Here is a 20,731-nt window from a genome sequence, read left to right as displayed (position 1 = left end):
GTCGTGGGCGCGGTATTCGTCGCCTTTGTCTGGCGCCCGGCGCACGACAACGCGCGAATCGAGGCGGCGCGCGCGGCTCGCCTGGCCTGCTCGTGCCGCTATATTGGCGGTAGGGCGCTGGGTGATTGCGAAAAGGACAATCCCAAGGGCCGCTTCCCGGTCTCGCTGGCCGAGGATGCAACCGCTCACAGCGTGACCGCTACGGTTCCGCTCGCCGCCGCGCAAACTGCCACCTATCGCGAAGGCTGGGGCTGCCAGTTGCAGGCCTGGCGCGATTGAGGCGCGGGCAGGGGGAGCACCCCTGCCGCACTCGGGTTTACAGCGCGGCCAGCGGCTCGGCCGCTTCGGTGCCGTCGATCCAGCCGCCGCCGATCACCCGGTCCCCGGCATAGAGCACCGCCGCCTGGCCCGGCGCCACGCCATATTCGGGCGTGGCAAAGCGCAAGGTGGTGGCGGCGCCATCGCCGAACGGGCCGTCCAGTGTAACCGGCACCGGCTTGGCCAGCGAACGCACCTTGGCCGTCAGCGGCGTGCCATCGGTGGGCAGGGCGCCGATGCGGTTGGTTTCGATCACGCGGGCCGCGGCCACGCCCAGCAACTGGCGCGGGCCCACCAGCACGCGGGCATTGGCCGCATCCAGGCCCACGACATAGAGCGGTTCGGGCTGGCCACCGATTTCCAGCCCGCGGCGTTGGCCCACGGTATAGTGGATCACGCCTTGGTGCTGGCCCAGCACTGCGCCGCTCTGGGCATGGACGATCGTGCCGGGGCGCCCGCCTTCGGGGCGCACGCTGCGCACGATCTTGGCGTAATCGCCATCGGGCACGAAGCAGATGTCCTGGCTGTCGGGCTTGGCGGCAACGGCCAAGCCCATGGCCTGGGCCAGGGCGCGCACCTGCGGCTTGGGCAGACCACCCAGCGGAAAGCGCAGGAAATCGAGCTGTTCCTGCGTCGTGCCATAAAGAAAATAGCTCTGGTCGCGGGCCGGATCGGCGGCGCGATGCAATTGCGCACCCTGGGGCGTGGCCACCCGGCGAACATAGTGCCCGGTCGCCAGGCAATCGGCGCCCAGTTCGCGCGCCATGGCCAGAAGATCGGTGAACTTGGGCCCCATGTTGCAGCGGATACAGGGAATCGGCGTGCGGCCCGCCAGGTAATCGTCGGCAAAGCGCTCGACCACGTCTTCGCGGAAACGCGATTCGTGATCGAGCACATAGTGGGCAATACCCAGGCGATCGGCCACGGCGCGGGCATCGCGGATATCATCGCCGGCGCAACAGGCGCCCTTGCGCCCAGTGGCGGCGCCGTAATCGTAAAGTTGCAGCGTGATACCAATGACTTCGGCGCCGCTGGCAGCCGCCAGCCCGGCCACTACCGAGCTGTCCACCCCGCCCGACATGGCCACCACGATGCGCCGCGCGCTGGCCGGGGCGGCCAGATCGAACAGGGGCAATGGATCGGCCAGGCCGGTAAAATCAGGCACCAGTTTGGGGATCGCGGAAGGGGGGATGCAATGCGACATGGCCCGCCCATAGGCGCTTTTCCCACGGTTTTCAGCGCAAAAATGGCACGGAACGGGCGGCGTGCGCTGGCCATGTGGTTAATTTTTTGTAAAGGGCGGTTTTACACTCCCTTATCCCTATCGGGCTACTGTCAGCCCCATGGATTTGGGTTTTGAAGATCTGCGCGGCCTGGTGGGCGCCGAATCGGCAGGGGTGCTGCGCCAGCTGCACTGGGCCGAATTCTGTGCCCGGCTGGAAGCCGCACAGGACCTGCGGCGGGTGTCGCAGGATTCCGTACTGGCCATGCCAGGCGGAACGGGCCTTGGCAGCTTCCATCGGGTCGCAGCCTGGATGTTGCACAAGGCAGGTGAACACACGGCAGGTCATGAAGATCTCGTTAACCCAAACTCTTCAGTGAATGGCAAAATGGAGGGAAGCACAACGGTGATGAAGCCAAACAGGCCGTCCCCCCCGCCGAAAGGCTCAGCTGACCGACGAGAAGTGCCATGATCGAAAATCAGAAAATCAGGCCGGCGCAGGTTATTGGTCCCTTGGGTGAACCGCTGACGCTGGATAACCTGCCCCCCGCCAACACCACCCGCTGGGTGGTGCGCCGCAAGGCCGAAGTGGTCGCGGCGGTCAACGGTGGGTTGCTGACCATTGATGAGGCGTGCGAACGCTATGGCCTCACCCTCGAAGAATTCGCCTCGTGGCAGCGCGCGGTGGATCGCTCGGGGATGCAGGGCCTGCGGGTCACGCGTATCCAGCACTATCGCGACCTTTACGAGCGCCAGCTCAAGTATTGATCACGCGCTGGCTTGCCGGCCCGGTGCTTTGCGCCGGGGCTGGCAGCCCGCGCCACACCGCCATCCACGGTGCGGCCGTCCGGGGCAACCCGGGCGGCCGTTTTGGCGTCTCGGCCCCGCAGCGGTGGGTTCGTTGCCGAGGCGAAGCGCAAATGCTTCGGTTATGACGTTGTTTGTCGAGCTGTGATTGCAACTGGTCGTTGCGCCCGCTAAAAGCTGCGTAAATGCTGGCAAGGTAAGGAACCTTCGGAACGTGGCGCTTGATGCGCGGCGCTTGGCGAAGGCGGGGGCCATGCCGGCGACCGGCGTTGCCGGGGGCTGGCCCATGCCGGTGGCCGGCCGCGATGACAGGCAGCCGGGCAACCGGCCGCCACGTTAGACCGACGTTGGGAACACATCGCCCGGCCTGTCGCTGCGCATGGCGCAAGGATGGGGCGGGCAAAGGGGATCGTGGCCCGGGCTGCGTGGTGCCGTATGGTACGCGCTTGCCGGTTGGGCTGGGGAGGCAATTCTGCTGGACAAGACGCAAGACATGAGCAGCCTGGCCGATGTGCCGGCAACCGGTGGCAATCGGCGGCGTGCCTTTGCCATCGGCGCGGGGCTGGTCGTGCTGCTGGCTCTCGCCTGGTGGCTGATGCACCGCGATGCCGGCGGGCCCAAGGCGCCCGATGCCGCCACCCAGGCTCAGACCGTCACCGTGGTGGCGCCGGGCCAGCAGACCGTTGACGCCACCGTGGTGGCCAGCGGCGTGATTGCCGCCAAGCGCGAAATGCCCGTGGGCATTGCCGGCGAAGGCGGCATCGTGCGCAGCGTGCTGGTCGATGCCGGCACCTGGGTCCATGCCGGGCAGGTACTGGCCGTCGTCGATCGCTCGGTCCAGGTGCAGCAGGTGGCCAGCCAGGCTGCCGGGGTGCAAGTGCAGGAAGCCAACGCTCGCATCGCCCAAAGCAATCTCGATCGTGCGCTCAAGCTGGTGGCCAAGGGCTTCATCTCCAAGGCCGATATCGATCAGCTGACCGCCACACGCGATGCCGCTGTGGCGCAGGTGCGCGTGGCCCGCGCCACGCTGGGCCAGCTGCGCGCCAGCACGGCGCGGCTCAACATCGTGGCCCCGGCCGACGGCCTGGTGCTGACCCGCGCGGTAGAGCCGGGGCAGATCGTCAGCGCGGGCAGCGGCACGCTGTTCCGCATGGCCAAGGATGGCGAACTGGAAATGCAGGCACGCCTTGCCGAAGTGGACCTGGCGCGCATGCACGTGGGCGTGACCGCCCAGATCACCCCGGTCGGCACGGCGCAAAGCTTTACCGGCACGGTGTGGCAGGTGGCTCCCACGATCGATCCGACCACGCGCGAGGGGATTGCCCGCATCGCGCTGCGCTATGATCCCGCGCTGCGTCCGGGCGGCTTTGCCAGCGCCACGATCCGCAGCGGCGTCACCACGGCGCCGGTCCTGCCCGAAACCGCCATTCTCAGCGATGAAAACGGCAGCTTCGTCTATATCCTCGATGGCGCCAACAAGGTGACGCGCCGCGCGGTGAAGATCGGTGACGTCACCGCGCACGGGATCGTCGTGCGCGAAGGTCTCTCGGGCAACGAGCGCGTGGTGCTGCGCGCGGGTGGCTTCCTCAATCCCGGCGATACGGTCCGGCCGGTCACGGCCGGCACTGCCGCCGCGGCGCACTGATCGACCACCCGTGATCGGACCAGGGAAACGGCCATGAACTTTCGCAATCTCTCGGCCTGGTCCATCCGCAACCCGGTCGTTCCCATCGTCCTGTTCCTGGGGCTGACCCTGGCGGGCTTGGTCTCCTTCATGCTGATGAAGGTGCAGGACCAGCCCGATATCGAGTTTCCGCTGGTGATCGTGCAGATCAGCCAGCCCGGCGCCGCGCCCACCGAAATCGAAACCCAGATCACGCAGCGGGTGGAAAGCGCCGTGCGCACCATCGCCGGGGTCGACACGATCACCTCCACCGCGTCGGAAGGCTCCAGCCAGACGATGGTGCAGTTCAAGATCGGCACCGACATCTATGGCGCGGTGGCCGAAGTGAAGAACGCAGTGGACCAGGTGCGTGGCGATCTGCCCGACGGCATCCTGGAACCGCAGGTGTTCAAGGCCGAAACCTCGTCCGATCCCATCGCCTATTGGGCGGTTTCGGCCGACGACATGACGATCGAGCAACTGTCGTGGTTTGTCGACGATACCGTGGCCAAGCGCCTGCTGGCGGTGCCCGGCATGGCCGAGGTCCACCGCGCCGGCGGCGTTACCCGCGAAATCGCCGTGACGCTCGATCCCATGCGGATGAAGTCGTTCGGCGTGACCGCGATGCAGGTCAACAATGCCCTGCGCCAGGTCAACCTCAATGCGGCGGGCGGCAAGGCCGAAGTGGCCGGTGCGCGCCAGTCGGTGCGCGTGCTCGGCAACGCGCGGTCCGCCTTCGATCTCGGGCAGACGCAGATTTCGGTGGCGGCCGGCCGGGTGATCCGCCTGTCCGACGTGGCCGACGTGCGCGACAGCTTCAGCGAAATCACCTCGATCGCCAAGTTCAACGGCAAGCCGGTCGTCACGTTCAGCATCGCCCGCGCCCGCGGCGAATCCGATGTCAGCGTCTATGATGACACGGTCAAGGAACTGGCCAAGATCTCGGCCGAGCAAGGCCACAAGATCCGCTTCACCCAGCTGTTCACCAGCGTGAACTACACCAAGCAGCAGTACCACACCTCGATGTCCTCGATGGTCGAAGGCGCGGTGCTGGCGGTGATCGTGGTGTTCTTCTTCCTGCGCGACTGGCGGGCCACGTTCGTGTCGGCCATCGCCATTCCGCTCTCGGCCATTCCCACGTTCGCCGTGATGCATCTCATGGGCTTTACGCTCAACACCATGTCGCTGCTTGCGCTGGGCCTGGTGGCGGGCGTGCTGGTGGACGATGCGATCGTGGAAATCGAGAACATCGTGCGGCATATCCGCATGGGCAAGACCCCGTTCCAGGCCGCGATCGACGCCGCCGACGAAATCGGCCTGGCGGTGGTGGCGACCACCTTCTCGATCGTGGCGGTATTCCTTCCCGTGGGCCTGATGCCGGGCATCTCGGGCCAGTTCTTCAAGAACTTTGGCCTCACCGTGGTGGTGGCAGTGCTATTCTCGCTGCTGGTGGCGCGCATGATCACGCCGATGGTCGCGGCCTATTTCCTCAAGCGTGACCAGCGCGACATTCCCCATGGCGAAGGCCCGTGGATGGACCGCTATATGGCGGTGCTGCGCTGGTCGCTCGATACCACGCGCGCGGCGGCCTATCGCGCGCTGCATCCGCGCCGCCGGGTGCGGGCGCGGCTGCGCGATCATCGCCTGTGGATGATGGGCATCGGCCTTGGCGCGCTACTGCTGACAGGCGCGATGTTCGTGGTCATCCCCACGCAGTTCTTCCCCGATACCGATAGCGATTTCTCGCAGATCAACGTGGAAATGGTGCCCGGCACCACGATCGACCAGACGGCCGCCAAGGTGGACGAGGTGTACAACCTGATCCGCAACGAGCCCGAGATCGAAGTGGCGCTGGAGCGGATCACCGAGGGCAGCGGGCGCATCATCATGACGCTGCGCAAGGACCGCCCGCGCACCAGCCTGCAGTTCCAGCGCGAACTGACCCCGCGCCTGCAGCAGATCGCCGATGCGCGCGTCACGTTCCAAAGCCAGAATGGCGGCGGCGGTGGCGGCTCGGGCCGGCCGATCAGCGTGATGCTCTCGGGCTCTGATCCCGATCTCCTGCAGCGCACCGCGCAAACCCTGGTGCAGCAGATGAGCGGGCTCAAGCAACTGGTGGCGCCGCGCATCAGCGCCGACTTGCGCCGCCCGGAAATCGTCATCACCCCGCATCTTGATCTGGCCGCCTCGCTCGGCGTGACGACCCAGGCGCTCAGCCAGACGATCCGCATCGCCACCCAGGGCGAAATCGACATGAACAGCGCCAAGTTCTCGCTGTCCGATCGCCAGGTACCGATCCGGGTCAAGCTGCCGCTCGATTCCCGCCGCGATCTGTCGACCATCGAAAACCTGCCGGTGCAGACTGCGATGGGCACGTCGGTGCCGCTGGCGCGCGTTGCCAGCATCGGCTTTGGCTCGGGCCCCACCACGATCCAGCGCTACAACCAGAACCACCGCATCTTCGTGGGCGCCGATCTGCCGCCCGGCGTGGTCAAGGGCACGGCGATGGATGCCATTGCCAAGCTGCCGATCATGCAGAACCTGCCCACCGGCGTGTCCAATGCCCCGGCCGGGGAAGACCGCTGGCAGCAGGAAATGCTCACCAACTTCTTCATCGCGCTCGCCACCGGCGTGCTGCTGGTGTTCTCGGTGCTGGTGCTGCTCTATCACCGCTTCGTCTCGCCGCTGGTCAACATGGGCTCGCTGTTCCTGGCGCCGCTGGGTGGGCTGATGCTGCTGGGCCTGGTTGGCCAGGCGTTGAGCCTGCCGGTGTTCATCGGCGTGCTCATGCTGTTCGGCATCGTCGCCAAGAACTCGATCCTGCTGATCGACTTCGCGATCGAGGAAATGTCGACCGGCAAGGGCAAGCTGGAGGCGATTACCGAGGCCGGGCACAAGCGCGCGCAGCCGATCATCATGACCACCGTGGCGATGATCGCCGGCATGGTGCCCACCGCCATTTCGGTGGGTGGTGACGCGGGCTGGCGCGCGCCGATGGGCACGGTGGTGATCGGCGGCCTCACGCTCTCCACCCTGCTCACGCTGCTGATCGTGCCGGCCGGGTTCAGCTTGGCTGACGGCTTTGAAAAGCGGCTTGGTCCCTGGCTCGCCCGCGTGTTCCTGGCCAGCCAGCCGCGTGCCGCCGGGCATGGCGCCAAGGGTGCGCCTGGCAGCCCCGGCGGCCATGCCGATGGGAACCACACCGTGCATGAGGCATTCCCGGCGGAGTGACCATCACTCCCCGCCGTCTGGCCCGCGCTGCAAGGCCCCTGATCCAGCCCGTTGACCGGGCGCGCACCACGCGCCTAGTCGCCACCGGCCTGCTGGTGGTGATGGCCGGGCTGTTTGCTCTGGCGCGCACCATGCTGGCCGCGCCGGGCGCTGCGCCGGGCTGGGGCTATCTGCGCGCCTTTGCCGAGGCGGCGATGGTTGGCGGCCTGGCCGACTGGTTTGCCGTCACCGCGCTGTTCCGCCATCCCCTGGGCCTGCCGATCCCGCACACCGCGATCATCCCGGAAAACAAGGATCGCATCGCCGATTCCCTCGCCGGCTTCCTCCAGTCCAATTTCCTCACCCCCCAGGTGGTGGCGCGGCGCATGGCCGGGCTGGACGTGGCCGGGGCGGCCGGTTCCTTCCTGGCGGCGCCACGCCAAGGCGGGGAGCAGGGGCGCCTGGCCGCCGGTGCCGCCAGCCTGGCGGCCGATATCCTGGAATCGCTCGACCGCGAAAAGCTGGGCGGCATGGCCAAGCAGGCCTTGCGCCAGCAGATAGACCGGATCGACCTGGCGCCGCTTCTGGGCCAGATGTTGCAGGCGATGATCGCCGACGGGCGCCATCTGCCGCTGATCGAGGCGCTGCTGGCCAAGACGGCGCAGACCCTGGAAGCCAACGAGGCGCTGCTGCGTACCCTGATCCACGATCGCGCCAATGCCCTGGTGCGGCTGGTCAAGCTGGACGAGCGGCTGGCCAACACCATCCTCGATGGCATCTACAAGCTGCTGGCCGAAGCCGTGGTGCACCCCGATCACCCGCTGCGCATGAAGATCGTGGAAGGGCTGGAACAGCTTGCCCACGACCTCGTCGAAGACCCCGCCATGCGCGCCCGCGTCGAAGGCATGAAGGCCGAAGTGCTGGCCAATCCCGCGTTCACCGATTGGCTCGACGCGCTGTGGGAGCGCGCGCGCGCTGGCTTGCTGGCGGCGGTGCGCGGCGGTGGCAATGGCGCGCTGTCGGGCCAGATCGGCGTGGCCCTGGCAGATCTGGGCCGGGCGCTGCAAACCGATCGGCAACTGGCGCTGCTGGTCAACCGCTTTGCCCGGCGCACGCTGGTGGGCGTGGCCAGCCGCTATGGCAGCCAGATCGTGCGGCTGGTGTCGGAAACCATCCGCCGCTGGGATGCCCGCACCGTGACCGCGCGGATCGAGGGCGCCGTGGGCCGCGATCTGCAGTTCATCCGCATCAACGGCACGCTGGTGGGCGGGCTGGTGGGCCTTGCCCTCCACGCGCTCGACATGGCGCTGTGAGGGCTGACGACAAGGCCCAAGCTGCTGTTTCCACGCCCCTTGGTGCGAACCATAGGGGTTTTCTCGACAGCACGCGGCAAGGGGTGTAAGGCGCGATAATGACCGAAATCCCGGCCACGCCTTTGCTCGACACCGTCGATACCCCCGCCGACCTGCGCCGCCTGGCGCCTGGTCAATTGCGCCAACTGGCCGATGAACTGCGCGCCGAGATGATCTCGGCCGTGGGGCAGACCGGCGGGCACCTTGGCTCCGGCCTGGGCGTGGTTGAACTCACCACCGCGATCCATTACGTGTTCAACACCCCCGATGACCGGCTGGTGTGGGATGTGGGCCACCAAGCCTATCCGCACAAGATCCTCACCGGGCGGCGCAGCCGCATCCGCACCCTGCGCCAGGGCGGTGGCCTTTCCGGCTTCACCAAGCGCAGCGAAAGCGAATACGATCCGTTCGGTACCGCGCACAGCTCGACCTCGATCTCGGCAGCGCTGGGCTTTGCCGTGGCCAACAAGCTGGCTGGCAAGCCGGGCAAGGCGATCGCGGTGATCGGCGACGGCGCGATGAGCGCGGGCATGGCCTACGAGGCGATGAACAACGCCGAAGCCGCCGGCAACCGCCTGATCGTGATCCTCAACGACAACGACATGTCTATTGCGCCGCCCGTGGGTGGCCTCTCGGGCTATCTCGCGCGGCTGGTATCGTCGCGCCCGTTCCTGGAACTGCGCGAACTGGCCAAGCGCCTGTCGCGCAAGCTGCCCCGCCCGCTGCACCATGCGGCCAAGAAGACCGACGAATTTGCCCGCGGCATGGCCATGGGCGGCACCCTGTTCGAGGAGCTGGGCTTTTACTATGTCGGCCCGATCGATGGGCACAACCTCGACCAGTTGATCCCGGTTCTGGAAAACGTGCGCGATGCGGCCGAAGGGCCGTGCCTGGTCCACGTCGTCACGCAAAAGGGCAAGGGGTATGCACCGGCCGAGGCGGCGGCCGACAAGTATCACGGCGTGCAGAAGTTCGACGTGATCACCGGCGAACAGATGAAAAGCGCGGGCGGCCCGCCCAGCTACACCAATGTCTTTGCCCAGGCCCTGATGGCCGAGGCAAAGGCCGATCCCACGGTCTGCGCGATCACCGCAGCAATGCCGTCGGGCACCGGGCTCGACAAGTTTGCCAAGGCCTTTCCCGATCGCCTGTTCGACGTGGGCATTGCCGAGCAGCATGCCGTGACCTTTGCCGCCGGCCTTGCCGCGCAGGGCATGCGGCCGTTCTGCGCGATCTATTCCACGTTCCTGCAGCGCGCCTATGACCAGGTCGTGCACGATGTGGCGATCCAGAACCTGCCGGTGCGCTTTGCCATCGACCGCGCGGGGCTGGTCGGCGCCGATGGCGCCACGCATGCCGGCTCGTTCGATGTGACCTATCTGGCCAGCCTGCCCAACATGGTGGTGATGGCCGCCGCCGACGAGGCGGAACTGGTTCACATGGTGCACACCGCCGCCTGTCATGACAGCGGCCCGATCGCCTTCCGCTATCCGCGCGGCAATGGCGTGGGTGTGCCGCTGCCCACCGTTCCCGAGCGGCTGGAAATCGGCAAGGGCCGCGTCGTGCGCGAGGGCAGCAAGGTGGCGATCCTCTCGCTCGGCACGCGCCTGGCCGAAGCGCTCAAGGCCGCAGATCAGCTCGATGCACGCGGGCTGTCCACCACGGTGGCCGACCTGCGCTTCGTCAAGCCGCTGGACGATGCGCTGATCCGCCGCCTTATCGCCACGCACGAAGTGGTGGTGACGATCGAGGAAGGCGCGATCGGCGGCCTGGGCGCCCATGTGCTGACCATGGCGAGCGACGAAGGGCTGACCGATGGCGGCCTCAAGATCCGCACCATGCGCCTGCCCGATGTGTTCCAGGATCACGACGCGCCCGAAAAGCAGTATGACGCGGCCGGGCTCAATGCTCCGCATATCGTCGATACCGTGCTCAAGGCGCTGCGTCACAACAGCGCCGGGGTTCAGGAAGCGCGCGCCTGATCCTCAAGCCGGCCGGCGTGCCACTGTCGCATGAAGGTGATGGTGGTGCGGGCGGCCGGACTTGAACCGGCATGGGCAAAGCCCGACGGATTTTAAGTCCGTTGCGTCTAACCAATTTCGCCACGCCCGCACGGCTTGTGCGGCTATAGGCAGGTGGCCGCCGCGCGCCAAGGGGGCGGCGCGGCACCCCTGCAAAAAAGGCCCGCTGTCCCTATGCCGGGCGCGAGCCTGACTGCCTGTTAGACTTGGTAGATTTGGGGCTTGTCGCCTGGTCGCGCCGGCTGTGGTGTGTTGGCGGGATATGAATGGCAGGCAGCGCCATTGTCTCGTGCAAAAACGCTGCCTGCCCCCCCTGTAACGCTGCTACCGTGCCCCTTGGCAGCAGCGTCCCTGGCGCCGTGGTGGCCCTTGGCGGGCCGCGCCGGCGCCAAACCGTATTATCTGCGCAGGATCACTCGGCGTTGAGCCGGATGCGCATTTCCTTGCCCGGCTTGAAATAGGGCACGCGCTTGCCCGGCACGTCGACGGATTCGCCGGTGCGCGGGTTGCGGCCCTTGCGCGCATCGCGTTCGCGCGTGGAAAAGGCGCCAAAGCCGCGCAGTTCCACCCGGCCACCATCGGCGAGGCGCCCGGCGATTTCGTCGAAGAACACGTCAACCACGCGCTCGATCTCTTCGGCGCGAAGGCCCGGGCTGTCCTTGGCCAAAGCTTGCAGCAGTTCGGAACGTATCATGTCACTCCCCCTCCGCGATGCCCCCCGGCATCGTATGAAGTCCCTTGTGCGCCGATTGACCCCCGTCACGGCGCAAATTGCACTGTGCCAGATGTCGGACGAGTGTTCAACTTATCGAACGTTCAAAAAATGCAGGGAAATTTGCCGAAAACCGCGCAATTTTCGGCCACCAGGTGAAATTCTCTCCGGTGTGGGGCTGGACCGGCGCGGTCAGTGGCGAAAAACGCATGCCGCGATGGTTTGTTTCGGTGGGGCTTGGCTTCCAGAAAGGAATATTCAGTCGCTTGCCGCTGTCGCGCATGTTCGTTGCAAAGCGGCGCGCGGTTGCAAATTGCGCCTTTCCAAACCGCGCAATCCGGGTAGTTTCCGCCGCAACCGGACTGCTTTTCCCTCGACAAGAGCCGTCCACCAGAACCGTCGATCGTCGCATATCCATCGGCCCTGCCTATTCATCGGCCCCGCCCGCCGGCAGCTTTTCACGGAGCGCATCCATCCATGACCGAGGCGAACACGCCCCCTTCATCCCCGTCGTCCACCAGTGCCCATGGTGACACCGGGTGGTTCGGCCATCCCCGCCAGTTGGCGCGGCTGTTCACCACCGAAATGTGGGAGCGCTTCGGCTTCTACGGCATGCGGGCGCTGTTGACGCTCTATCTCACCAAGCACTTCCTGTTCAGCGACAGCACTACCAACGGGCTTTATGGCGGCTTTGCCGCGCTGGTCTATCTCACCCCGCTGGTGGGCGGGCTGATCGCCGATCGCGTGCTCGGCTCCAAGCGCTCGGTCAAATATGGCGCGATCATGATGTCGCTGGGCTATTTCGTGCTGTGCTTCGGCGGGGAAACCGCCAAGCCCCATGCCGAAATCGCCGGCCAGCGCTATGACGTGGTGGCCGAAAACACCGTCGATCGTCCTACCGCCACGGGCCTGGAAAAGCGCTATGTGGTCATTGATGGCGCCAAGCTGCTGATCAAGGGCAATGCCGATGGCAGCGTGGCGCTGCTCGCGCCCGATGGGCACGTCGCCCGCACCGTGCCGGGTGACCAGTTCGCCACCGGCGGCACGCGCTCGTCGTTCTACGTGCTGCTGATGCTGCTCGGCCTGTCGCTGGTGGCGGTGGGCAACGGGTTCTTCAAGCCCAACCTCGCGACCGTGGTGGGCGAACTCTACGCCCCGGGTGACCGCCGCCGCGATGCCGGCTTCACCATCTTCTACATGGGCATCAACCTGGGGTCGCTGTTCTCGCAGATCCTCTGCCCCTGGCTGGCCGATTCCGTGGGCTGGTGGGCCGGTTTCCTGTTGGCCGCGATCGGCATGGCGGTTGCCTGGATGCTGATCCAGTTCGATGGCGGGCGCCTGGCCGGCTATGGCGAGCCGCCGGTGCAGTCTGGCCGCGACCTGACGCCGTTCGTCTATGTCGGCGGCCTGGTGGCTGTGGGTGCGGTCATTCTGCTGTTCCAGAACCTCCTCGATGCCAAGCCGGTTGCCGCCGGCTCCAGCCTGCTCGCCTATGTCATCGCGCTGCCGCTGCTGGGCAAGATTCTGTTCGCCAGCTTCCTCATCGGCGTGCCCGCGATCCTGGTCTATGCCTGGCGCACCGGCAACCGGGTAGAGTTCCAGATGATGGTGGCGGCCATGGTGCTGACCACGTTCAACACCGTGTTCTGGACGCTGTTTGAGCAGGCCGGTTCCTCGCTCACGCTGTTCGCCGATCGCAACACGGATCTTTCGGTGTTTGGCCTGTTCAGCATTTCGGCCGGGCAGACGCAGTTCTTCAACGCGCTGTTCATCGTCACCCTGGCGCCGTTGCTGACCATCCTGTGGGGCAAGCTGGCCGCGCGCGGGCTGGAACCCTCGATCCCGGTCAAGTTCGGCGTGGCCCTGGCGGGCGTGGGCGCCGGCTTCCTGTTCCTGGTCTGGGGCACCCGCTTTGCCGGCCCCGACTTCAAGGTTTCGGTGTGGTGGCTGGCTGGCCTCTACCTGATCCACTCGGTCGCGGAACTGTGCATCTCGCCTGTCGGCATGAGCATGATCACCAAGCTGTCGCTGGCCCGCATCGTCGGCCTGATGATGGGCGTGTGGTATTTGTCGATTGCCATGGCACAATATGTCGGCGGAATCGTTGCGCAGGTTGCAAGTGTGGAAACCGTGGGGGGAGAGGTTACCAATCTCAAGCTGAGTCTTGACACCTATACCAGCGTTTTCAATGTGATCGGCTGGTTCGCGGTGGGGATTGGGGTCGTTCTTCTGCTGCTTTCGGGGGTTTTGCGCAAATTGATGCACGGGGTGCGGTAGTTCGGCGTGGCGCCGGCCTGGCGCCACTTCGGATCAATTTGTTCGGCAATGAGACATGCTTGGGGGATGCCACGCGTCTATGCTCGCCTAAGCGAGCATGGTAAACAATTGTTAGGCTAGCTTGCAGTGGCGTGGGAGCGCTGCAATGCAGCGGGTACGGAGCATGTCTTGATCGAATCACATCTACCCCTGGCCCTGGCGATGCTGTTCTTTGCCGGTTCCCACTGGGTACTCTCGCATCCCTTGCGCAAACCCGCCGTCAAGGCGCTGGGGCTGAATGGCTTTCTTGCGGTCTATTCGATCATCGCCCTGGTCGCGCTGATCCTTGTCTTGATCATGCATGATCGCGCGCCCGATGGGCCGATGCTGTGGAATGGCTATGCTGTCCTGCCCTGGCTGGCTGGCTCGCTGCTCAGCTTTACCGCCACGGCGCTGTTGCTGGCCTCGTTCGCGCGCAATCCGGCGCTGGCCCCCCGCAACATGAACGGGCTGTCCACCGCGCTGCCCCAGGGCGTGTTCCGCGTCACCCGCCACCCGATGATGTTTGCCATCGCGCTGTGGGGCATTTCGCATCTGATCGTGGCGCCCAGCCTGCGTTCGCTGCTGCTCAACGGCGGCCTGGCACTGATGGCGGTGGGCGGTGCACGCACCCAGGATGCCAAGTTCCAGGCGCTCTATGACAAGGAATGGCGAATCTGGTCGCGCCGCTCGCCGTTCTGGCCCGACCTACGCAACCTGGGCCAGCTCGGCTGGGCCTGGGGCGGGGCGTTGATCCTGTGGGGGCTGATCACGGCGTTGCACTGGCTGCTGGCTGGCATTCCCGCCGGGCCCTGGCGCTTTTTCGAAAGCTGATCGGCTTGCATCGCCGCGGAAATCGGGCAGGTTTCGGGAATGGAACCTGTCACCGTCTCCGCGCCCGCCCAGCAATCTGCCTTGCAGCCCGCCCTTGTGACCGAGCGCCTCGCGCTGTGGCATCCTCACCCGCGCGATCATGCCGGGCTGGTCGATCTGCTTGCCCCTGAGGACGTGCGTCGGCACCTTGGCAACCGCCCCACCAGCGTGACCGAGGAATTCCAGCGCCTGCTGCGCAACGCCGGCTCATGGGCGCTCTACGGCTATGGCATCTTCACCTGCCGCCGCCGCGATGATGATGCCGTGATCGGCATTGCCGGCGTGTTCCATTCCTGGCGCGGCTTTGGCCAGGGGCTGGACGATGTGCCCGAAGCCGGCTGGATATTTGCCCCATCCTGCTGGGGCCAGGGCCTGGCGCGCGAGGCGATGACGGCCGTGCTCGACTGGTTCGATGCCGCGCATGCCACGCCACAGGGCCCGCGCCGCGTGGCCTGCATGATCGATGGGGACAACGCGGCCTCGCTCGCGCTGGCGGCACGCCTGGGCTTTACCCGCTATGCCGAACACGCCGATGGCGCCCGCGACGTGCCGCTGGTGCTGCTGGAGCGGGGTGGGGGCAACGGATAGGCCGCCGCCGCCCCGCATTCAGCGCTTGCGCTGCCAGATCCGCAACAGGCTGCCATCATCCAGGCCCAGGCCATCGCAGGTCTTGGGCCGATCGGCCTGGTCGGCACACAGCTGCACTTCCTGCAGCCAGCCGCCGGGGCTGGCGCTGATGCGGATCGACTGCGGGGTGAGGCGGGGGTTGCGGCTGATGAACGCACGACGCAGATCGCCGGCGGTCAACACGCGGCGGCGCGCCAGGCTGTCCATGTCGGGCAAATGCAGCGCAGCCATGCGCCGCGCCCCTTGCGCAAAATAAGCCTCTGGCGTGGGGGCCATGCAGGCGCCATGCTTGGCCCATTCGTGGGCGAGCAGGCGGGCCGAGGGCGTCATGCACATGGCGCGGCGCAGGGTTTCGGCGCTGGGCACCGTGGCCGGGCACCACTGCGGCCATTGCCCGGGCAGGCCATCGGCCCACAGCCCGTGCAACACAAAGCCGAAATGACCCAGGCTGCCGTCGCACTGCGTGCCGCCGATGGCGTCACCCGTGTGGTTGCGACAGAACTGCGGCGACCATGACAGCGCCAGCGTGGTGCCGGTCATCGGCCCGGTGCGACGCGGGCCATCGGGGGCCGGCAGCGGGACAGGATCGATGCGCGGGGGCAGGCGGCAGGCCGGTGCCTCGGCCGCAAGCGCGGCAACGGGCAGTGCGAGGGCGGCAAGCGGCAGGGCAAGAGCAGCAAGCAGGGGCTTCATCGGCGGCACCTTGGCATTACAGCGGCGAGAAATCGAGGCCGATATCGGCGGCCGGCGCGCTTTGCGTCAACCGGCCGACCGAAACGTAATCCACCCCCGATGCGGCGATCGCGGCGATCGTGTCGAGCCGCACCCCGCCAGAGGCTTCGGTCGGCACGCGACCGGCGACCAGCGCCACGGCCTGGCGCAGCATGTCTGGCCCCATGTTGTCGAGCAGCAGGCGCGTCGCCCCCGCCGCCAAGGCCGGTTCGATCTGGTCGAGGTGGTCCACCTCGCAGATCACGTCGGCCACGCCGGCGGCCAAGGCGCGGCGCACCGCTTCGGCCACGCCGCCGGCCACCAGCACGTGGTTGTCCTTGATCATCGCCGCATCCCACAGGCCCATACGGTGGTTGTGCCCGCCACCGGTGCGCACGGCATACTTTTCCAGGTGGCGAAAGCCGGGGATGGTCTTGCGCGTATCGAGCAGGCGCGCCCGCGTCTGCCCCATGGCATCGACATACTGCCGCGTCAGCGTGGCCACCCCAGAAAGGTGCTGCACGGTATTGAGCGCAGAGCGTTCCGCCGTCAGCATGGCGCGGGCGTTGCCGGCGAGGCACATCAGCGCCGTGCCCGGTTCCACGCGGGTGCCTTCGTCCACCAGGATAGTGATATCGACCGATGGATCGAGCGCGCGGAAGAACGCGGCCGCAATCGGCAGTCCGCACACCGTGATGGCATCGCGGCTGTCCATCACCCCGGCAAAGCGCGCCTCGGCCGGGATCACGCTTTCGCTGGTGACATCATGACCACCGCCCGGCAGCCCCAGGCCCAGATCTTCCTCAAGCGTGGCGCGGACAAAGGCGGCGAGGTCGAAACCCGGAATGGCAAAATCGGTCATGGCGCGGCTTTACCGACTGGGCGTGGAGGTGCCAATCGGAATTGGCCAATGAGGGCACGCGGGACGTGCCGGGCTGGCGCTTGGCACAGCCCGGCATTGCCGTCAGTGGACGAAGCGGGCCACCACGTCGCGATAGGAGCGGCTCACCTTCACCTCGGCGCCCGATTCCAGCACCAGGAAGCATTCGCCATTGGTATGCGGGCGCACCTGGCGCACCTGATCGAGGTTGACGATCTTGGAGCGGTGGACACGCTGGAACACGCGCGGGTCGAGCCGGCGTTCGAGATCTTTCATCGTTTCGCGCAGGATCAGCGAATTGTCGCCGGTATAGATGCACATATAGTCGCCGGCAGCCTCGATGCGCTCGATCGTGTCGACATCGACGCGGAAGATCTGGCCGCGATCCTTGATGTTGATCAGCTTTTCAAAGCGGCCCGCAGCCACTTCGCCATCGTCTTCCAGTTCGGGCATGGCGTCGGGCGCCACTTCGGCCAGCACGTTCTTGAGCTTTTCCACTTCCTCCAGCCCGCGCTTTTCGGCCATGCGCGTGCGCGCCCGGTCAAGCGCATCGGCCAGGCGGTCTTCCTCCACCGGCTTGAGCAGGTAGTCCACGGCATTGGCCTCGAACGCCTTGAGCGCGTGTTCGGAATAGGCGGTGACGAAGACGAAGAGCGGCGGATCGATTTCCATCACGCCCTTGACCACGCTGAACCCGTCAAAGCCGGGCATCTGGATATCGAGAAAGACCAGGTCGGGCTTTTCGGTCTTGATCTTGCGGATCGCCTCGCGTCCGTTGGAACAGGTGTCGATCACCTCGACATCGGGGAAGGCCTGGAGACGCAGCTGGAGGCCCTGGATGGCGAGTTTCTCGTCGTCGACGAGGATCGTGCGGATGGTCATTTGCTACCTTTGCCTGGAGCGTCTGCCCTGTTGTGGTTTTTTTGCCCCCGCGTGACAAATGCGACAAGCCCGAAAAGTTCCCGAGGCATGCCCACCTGCGTCGTCATGCCCGTGCCAGCCGGTTGCTCGGTTGGGCGAGCGTGGCGGGCTCCTCCTTCGCTTCGAACGGCAGTTCGATGGTTACGGCAAAGCCACCTTCGGGGCGGTTGCCCACCTCGAAGCGTTGCTGGCTGCCATAGGCCTGCGCCAGGCGATCACGAATGTTGGGCAGGCCTACGCCCGTGGAAACCGGGTATCCTGGCGCGGATGGGCTATCGGCAGAGTCGGTTTGCACACCGAACAGCGTTGATGGATCGGTGCCCGCTGGCAAGCCCGGCCCGGTGTCCGACACGGTGACCCGCAGCATGGGGCCGACGAGTTGCGCCGCGATGGTGATCTGGGCGCCGTCTTCCAGCGCGCTGACCGCATACTTGATGGCGTTTTCCACCAGTGGCTGCAGCAGCAGCGAGGGCATCAGCGCCGACCGCGCAGCGTCATCGATGCGAAACTCGGTCCGCAGCCGCTCTTCAAAGCGCATCAACTCGATATCGAGGTAGAGCTTGAGCGTCTCCACCTCCTGCGCCACCGTCACCCGGCCGGTCGGCTCGTTGATCAGGGTATAGCGCAGGAAGGCAGAAAGCCGGGTCAGCATGGCATTGGCCGGCTCGGTCTGCTTCAGCAGTACCAGGGTGGAAATCGAATTGAGCGTGTTGAACAGGAAATGCGGGTTGAGCTGGTAGCGCAGCATGGCCAGCTGGGCCGACGTCGCCTGCGCTTCCAGATAGAGCAGCTGGTCGTTCTGCTCTTCCACCTGGATATAGAAGTTGATCGCGTAATAGAGCGCGGACCATGCCCCCAGCAGCGTGAGGTCGATATAGAACACGCCCAGGAACAGCTGGGCAAAGCCTGCGTCGCTGCCGGGGCGGTAGAGGCTGATTACCCAGGCATCGATGAAGGCATAGAGCCCCACGGCCACGGCCAGGACCAGCGCCGTCGCACCCCAGGTGATGATCGGGCGCCGGTTGATCAGCGCGCGATAGATCACCGAGAGGATCGACGAGATCGAAAAGCCGGTGATCGAGGCGATCAGCACGATCAGCAGGAACGACCAGGGCTGGGCATTGGCCAGGCTGGACATGGCGCGCAGCAACATGGCGCCGCCCCAGCCAACGAACTGGAGCCGCCAGAAGGCGCGGTTCTTGTTGCCGAAGAACGGCGTGGGGCGAAGCGGCAGCATGGCCATGACCATCGCGTTCTAGCGCCTTGGCGCGCCGGGCGCCATGGGTGCCTTGTCCACAACACCGGCCGGTTGCGGCATTGGCGGGGCGCCATCCTCGCGGCGGAACAGGCGTGGCCAATCGGCCTTGACGCCATGGTGGGTGGCGGCCTGCATCGTCGCGATCTCTGCCGCCATGGTGCGCACGCGGGTGCGCCAGCTGCCATGATCGGGCGAGGCGAAGAACAGGATTTCATAGCGCGGGCCGATGCGCCGCATCCATGCCATGGCGGCGGCCGGATCATAGCCGGCGTTTTGCAGCAGCCACACCGACAGGCGATCGGCCTCGCGCTCGGTCTTGCGGGCGCTGCCGCCATGTTCCAGCCAGGTCTGGTGGTCGAGCACGGCATGGGCCAGCTCGTGCGCGGTGAGTGCGGCGATCTCTGCCTCGTCCCACTTGGCCACTTCGGCCATCGGCCGGCCGATGCGCACCGTGTCGCGGTTGGCGCCGGCATTGCCCTTGCTGTCATCCATCAGGAAGCGCACCTGGCACACTGGCTCGCCGGCAATCGTCAGGCGTTGCCCGCCGGCGAGGCCCAGCGTGACCCGGCCATCGCGCGCGGCATCGCGCTCCAGCGCATCCTGCAGCGCAAACAGCCGGTCCCACTTGCCTTGGCGTGGCACCGGCAGGCTCGATACCGTCAGCGCATCGACACTCTCCACCGTGGCATTGAGGGGCAGGCCCGCGCGTGCCGCCGGCCCATCGCTTGCCATCGCGCCCACGCCAATATCGCTGGCGAGGCCATAGACCTGCCGCGCCAGCGCCGGATCATCGAATGTGCGCACATCCTGCAGCATCACGCCGATGCCCGGCGCCACGCGCGCGCAATAGGGTGCGTTGGCGCGGGCCAGCTTCCAGCCGATGCTCTGCACCGTCACGTCATTGCGCTGGATCTCGTCAACCGGCTGCAGGGGAGCAGGCTTGGCCATAGTGGGTTGGGCCAGCGCGGGCTGTGCCGTGGCGATGGCAAGCAGCAGCGGCACCAGGCCACCTGCCTGGCGCCACCCAATCATGCGCCCTGGGCCTTGTCGCCGCTGCGCGCGGCGTCGATGGCCTGTTGCAGCCGTTCCTTGCCCACCGCACCGCTCAGCAACTGGTCGCCGGCCACCCAGGCGGGTGTGCCGCTCACCCCCAGCTGGCGCGCGAGATCGAGATTGCGCTGCAGTTCCTTCATCGTGCCCGGCTGCGCGGCGAAAGCGGCAGCGGCGGTGGGGTTGAGCCCGGCCTTGCCGGCGGCCGCCGCGATGCTTTCCGGGCTGGGCCGTTCGCCACTGAACATCGCCTTGTGAAACTGGGGATATTTGCCCTGCGCGGCGGCGGCGAGGCCCATGCGCGCGGCGGGTACGCTTTGCGCCGAGATGATCGGCAACTCGCGCACCACGACCTTGAGATCGGGATTGGCGGCCACCAGCGCTTCCACGTCAGCCACGCTGCCGCGGCAATAGGTGCAGGCAAAGTCGGTGAATTCCACCAGCGTCACGCGGCCCTGCGGGTTGCCCAGCACGGCGCCGGGAAACGGCGTTTCCAGCGCGCCGCGCAAGGGCGCCACGCGGCTCGATGCCTCGCGCGCTTCCAGCCTGGCGGCGGCATCGCTGAGGATTTCGGGATGATCGAGCAAGGTCTGGCGCACCAGCCCTTCGAGCGCCTTGCGTTCCTTGCCGTCGATGCCGGCATCGGCCAGGGCCTTGGTCAGCTGCGCTTCGTCAAGCTGGGCCGTTTCCGTCTGGGCCACGGCATCACGGTGGCGGCTCGAGGCCACCCACCAGGCGAGGGCGGCAGCCACGGCTGCCACCAGGACCAGCAGAACCACGAACGAACGGCGTTGGGCAGGCGCTGTCATCG

At 66.5% G+C, this 20,731-nt stretch carries 19 protein-coding genes and 1 tRNA gene; 10 read left to right on the top strand and 10 right to left on the bottom strand.

The features are described from left to right. The first annotated feature begins 3 nt into the window (after window positions 1-3). A complete protein-coding gene (locus tag FHW97_RS14340) occupies window positions 4-279 on the top strand; it encodes a hypothetical protein (protein WP_237741096.1) in 276 nt (91 codons plus the stop codon). 37 nt (window positions 280-316) lie between these two features. Here FHW97_RS14340 and mnmA read toward each other — a convergent pair whose 3' ends face one another. Then, window positions 317-1,522, bottom strand: a complete 1,206-nt coding sequence (gene mnmA / locus FHW97_RS14335; protein WP_168351973.1) for a tRNA 2-thiouridine(34) synthase MnmA — start codon at window positions 1,520-1,522, stop codon at window positions 317-319. Between the two features lie 139 nt (window positions 1,523-1,661). Between mnmA and FHW97_RS14330 the strand changes: the two genes are divergently transcribed. The 6 genes from FHW97_RS14330 (at window position 1,662) to dxs (ending at window position 10,554) form a co-directional block, all read left to right on the top strand. Then, window positions 1,662-2,012, top strand: a complete 351-nt coding sequence (locus FHW97_RS14330) for a hypothetical protein (RefSeq protein WP_133726783.1) — start codon at window positions 1,662-1,664, stop codon at window positions 2,010-2,012. Then, window positions 2,009-2,308, top strand: a complete 300-nt coding sequence (locus FHW97_RS14325) for a DUF1153 domain-containing protein (protein WP_022677617.1) — start codon at window positions 2,009-2,011, stop codon at window positions 2,306-2,308. The genes FHW97_RS14330 and FHW97_RS14325 overlap by 4 nt, the downstream gene beginning before the upstream one ends. Before the next feature lie 532 nt (window positions 2,309-2,840). Then, window positions 2,841-3,992 carry an efflux RND transporter periplasmic adaptor subunit gene (locus FHW97_RS14320; RefSeq protein WP_022677618.1) on the top strand — a complete coding sequence of 384 codons (1,152 nt, stop codon included), beginning with the start codon at window positions 2,841-2,843 and terminating at the stop codon, window positions 3,990-3,992. 33 nt (window positions 3,993-4,025) lie between these two features. Further along, window positions 4,026-7,241, top strand: a complete 3,216-nt coding sequence (locus FHW97_RS14315; protein ID WP_082350088.1) for an efflux RND transporter permease subunit — start codon at window positions 4,026-4,028, stop codon at window positions 7,239-7,241. A gap of 101 nt (window positions 7,242-7,342) precedes the next feature. Next, window positions 7,343-8,533 carry a DUF445 domain-containing protein gene (locus FHW97_RS14310; RefSeq protein WP_054131867.1) on the top strand — a complete coding sequence of 397 codons (1,191 nt, stop codon included), beginning with the start codon at window positions 7,343-7,345 and terminating at the stop codon, window positions 8,531-8,533. 98 nt (window positions 8,534-8,631) lie between these two features. Then, a complete protein-coding gene (dxs, locus tag FHW97_RS14305) occupies window positions 8,632-10,554 on the top strand; it encodes a 1-deoxy-D-xylulose-5-phosphate synthase (RefSeq protein ID WP_168351972.1) in 1,923 nt (640 codons plus the stop codon). 43 nt (window positions 10,555-10,597) lie between these two features. On the opposite strand, the gene FHW97_RS14300 is transcribed toward dxs, so the two are convergent. The 3 genes from FHW97_RS14300 to FHW97_RS14290 form a co-directional block, all read right to left on the bottom strand. Next, a tRNA-Leu gene (locus FHW97_RS14300) sits at window positions 10,598-10,684 on the bottom strand. Between the two features lie 321 nt (window positions 10,685-11,005). Further along, a complete protein-coding gene (locus FHW97_RS14295; protein ID WP_022677879.1) occupies window positions 11,006-11,287 on the bottom strand; it encodes an integration host factor subunit beta in 282 nt (93 codons plus the stop codon). A gap of 106 nt (window positions 11,288-11,393) precedes the next feature. Further along, window positions 11,394-11,588: a hypothetical protein gene (locus FHW97_RS14290; RefSeq protein ID WP_168351971.1), complete on the bottom strand. Its 195-nt coding sequence runs from the start codon at window positions 11,586-11,588 to the stop codon at window positions 11,394-11,396. A gap of 194 nt (window positions 11,589-11,782) precedes the next feature. Between FHW97_RS14290 and FHW97_RS14285 the strand changes: the two genes are divergently transcribed. From FHW97_RS14285 to FHW97_RS14275, 3 genes are all read left to right on the top strand, one after another. Continuing rightward, a complete protein-coding gene (locus FHW97_RS14285) occupies window positions 11,783-13,582 on the top strand; it encodes a peptide MFS transporter (protein ID WP_168351970.1) in 1,800 nt (599 codons plus the stop codon). Between the two features lie 168 nt (window positions 13,583-13,750). After that, entirely contained in the window at window positions 13,751-14,434 is a 684-nt protein-coding gene (locus tag FHW97_RS14280) for an NnrU family protein (RefSeq protein WP_253941792.1), read from the top strand. Window positions 14,435-14,473: 39 nt separating this feature from the next. Then, the gene (locus tag FHW97_RS14275; RefSeq protein ID WP_054131751.1) at window positions 14,474-15,061 is read left to right on the top strand and encodes a GNAT family N-acetyltransferase; all 588 of its coding nucleotides are present in this window, start codon (window positions 14,474-14,476) and stop codon (window positions 15,059-15,061) included. An 18-nt stretch (window positions 15,062-15,079) separates the two neighbouring features. Here FHW97_RS14275 and FHW97_RS14270 read toward each other — a convergent pair whose 3' ends face one another. From FHW97_RS14270 to FHW97_RS14245, 6 genes are all read right to left on the bottom strand, one after another. Then, window positions 15,080-15,793: a ribonuclease T(2) gene (locus FHW97_RS14270; RefSeq protein WP_168351969.1), complete on the bottom strand. Its 714-nt coding sequence runs from the start codon at window positions 15,791-15,793 to the stop codon at window positions 15,080-15,082. A 16-nt stretch (window positions 15,794-15,809) separates the two neighbouring features. Continuing rightward, on the bottom strand, window positions 15,810-16,673 hold the full coding sequence (nadC, locus tag FHW97_RS14265) for a carboxylating nicotinate-nucleotide diphosphorylase (protein WP_054131753.1): 864 nt from the start codon (window positions 16,671-16,673) through the stop codon (window positions 15,810-15,812). 102 nt (window positions 16,674-16,775) lie between these two features. Beyond that, a complete protein-coding gene (locus FHW97_RS14260) occupies window positions 16,776-17,573 on the bottom strand; it encodes a LytTR family DNA-binding domain-containing protein (RefSeq protein ID WP_054131754.1) in 798 nt (265 codons plus the stop codon). 103 nt (window positions 17,574-17,676) lie between these two features. Beyond that, window positions 17,677-18,855, bottom strand: a complete 1,179-nt coding sequence (locus FHW97_RS14255; RefSeq protein ID WP_107716530.1) for a sensor histidine kinase — start codon at window positions 18,853-18,855, stop codon at window positions 17,677-17,679. 12 nt (window positions 18,856-18,867) lie between these two features. Then, the gene (locus FHW97_RS14250) at window positions 18,868-19,902 is read right to left on the bottom strand and encodes a hypothetical protein (RefSeq protein WP_168351968.1); all 1,035 of its coding nucleotides are present in this window, start codon (window positions 19,900-19,902) and stop codon (window positions 18,868-18,870) included. Beyond that, the gene (locus FHW97_RS14245) at window positions 19,899-20,729 is read right to left on the bottom strand and encodes a DsbA family protein (protein WP_168351967.1); all 831 of its coding nucleotides are present in this window, start codon (window positions 20,727-20,729) and stop codon (window positions 19,899-19,901) included. Before FHW97_RS14245 ends, FHW97_RS14250 begins: the two co-directional genes overlap by 4 nt. Between the last annotated feature and the right edge of the window lie 2 nt (window positions 20,730-20,731).

The sequence above is a fragment of the Novosphingobium sp. SG754 genome (assembly GCF_013149315.1).
GTDB lineage: Bacteria > Pseudomonadota > Alphaproteobacteria > Sphingomonadales > Sphingomonadaceae > Novosphingobium > Novosphingobium capsulatum.
This window is presented reverse-complemented; position numbering and strand designations above follow the sequence as displayed.